Below are 1,459 nucleotides of genomic sequence, written 5' to 3' on the forward strand. Positions count from 1 at the left end.
TCTCGCGCAGCGCATGTCCGATCGCGGCGTGCGCATCCTGCAGGCGACGGACGCCGGCGAGCTGCTGCCGCGCATCTCCACCACCCGAGATTTTTTCGAATGCCGCTTTTGTCCATGGGCCAAGCACTGCTGGGAGCAACCCGTATGAGCGACGAGCATGACGACGACATGACCGGCTCCCCGAAGCCGCCCGTCAGCGGCGAGATTGTCCATTTCAATCCATGGCGCGACTTCANATGGTGTTCGGCTACTGCGAAGGCCTGATCCCGGTGCGCAGCTTCATCGACAAGGGCCAGGGGATCGACGGGCGACCGCACAATATCTGGATCGCGGCCGACGGGACGGCGCCCGGGAAGATGGCGACCTTCGCGGGCTGGGCCGCGCGCGAAGGCGCGGCGGTCTACGTCATTCCCGGCACGGTCGCGGAAAGCGGCCAGGCCAAGGCCGCCGACGTTTACCAGATGCAGGCCGTGGTCGTGGATATCGACAGCGGCGACATCGCCGCCAAGCGCGCCCATCTCGAGCGTCATCTCGGGTCCCCCACCATGGTGGTGGAAAGCGGTGGCGTGACACCGGATGGACAGCGCAAGGCCCATGTCTGGTGGAAGCTGACCGAGCCGGCCGAAGGCCACGATATCACTCGCATCTGCCGTTTGCGCGGCGACATTGCCGCCAAGGTCGGCGGCGACATGCATTTCCGCTCAGCGCATCAGCCGATCCGGGTGGCGGGCTCGGTCTATTACAAGAACGGCCTCAAGACGCTGGTGCGGATCGTCGAACTGAACGCAAGCCTCGAGCGCGATCTCGACGAGTTCGCCGAGGCCGTGGCCGACATGCCGCCCGCGGCGGGCGTGAGCCTGACGCCGGATTTCGCCACGCCCGACAAGCCGGCAGTGGACGATGTGCTCGTCACCCCGGTGCGCGAGGGCGGCGCCGATGACTGGTCGCGCTTCGAGGGGGCCTCCGCTGCCATCGGCTACTTCATCCGGCTGGTCCACGAGGGCCGCCTATCGAAGACCGAAGGCTGGGAGGCAATCTGCGGCTACAATGCGGCCATGCTGCGGCCCCAGTGGTCGGTGGAACGGCTCAAGCGCGAGTCCGAACGCCTCTGGGCCCGCCATGTCGAACGTCACGGGCCGCCGCTCGTCAGGCTGAACAGCGCCGCCCCGGTGCCCGACGAGATGCCGACCTTCACGCTGGGGCAGCTGCTCGACGACACGAGCCCGATGCCCGCCGACCTGATCGGCCCGCGCGTGCTGACGCCGGGCGGCCTCCTGGTGCTCGGCGGCGCGCCCAAGGTGGGCAAGAGCGATCTGCTGATCGCCTGGCTCGTGCACATGGCCGCCGGTGTGCCTTTCCTCGGTTTCACCCCGCCACGGGCCTTGCGGATCTTCTACCTGCAGGCCGAGATCCAGTATCATTACCTGCGCGAGCGGATGCAGCAGATCGGCCTGCATGC

1 protein-coding gene is annotated in these 1,459 nt (G+C 67.5%); it reads left to right on the forward strand.

The genetic code is table 11. From position 1 onward, the window contains the following. Positions 1 to 236 precede the first annotated feature (236 nt). Positions 237 to 1,459, forward strand: a 1,223-nt coding sequence (locus ACFO1V_RS01145) for an AAA family ATPase (RefSeq protein WP_380075027.1), incomplete at its 3' end; no start/stop codon positions are given.

This window comes from Daeguia caeni (assembly GCF_042653845.1).
Classification (GTDB): domain Bacteria; phylum Pseudomonadota; class Alphaproteobacteria; order Rhizobiales; family Rhizobiaceae; genus Brucella; species Brucella caeni.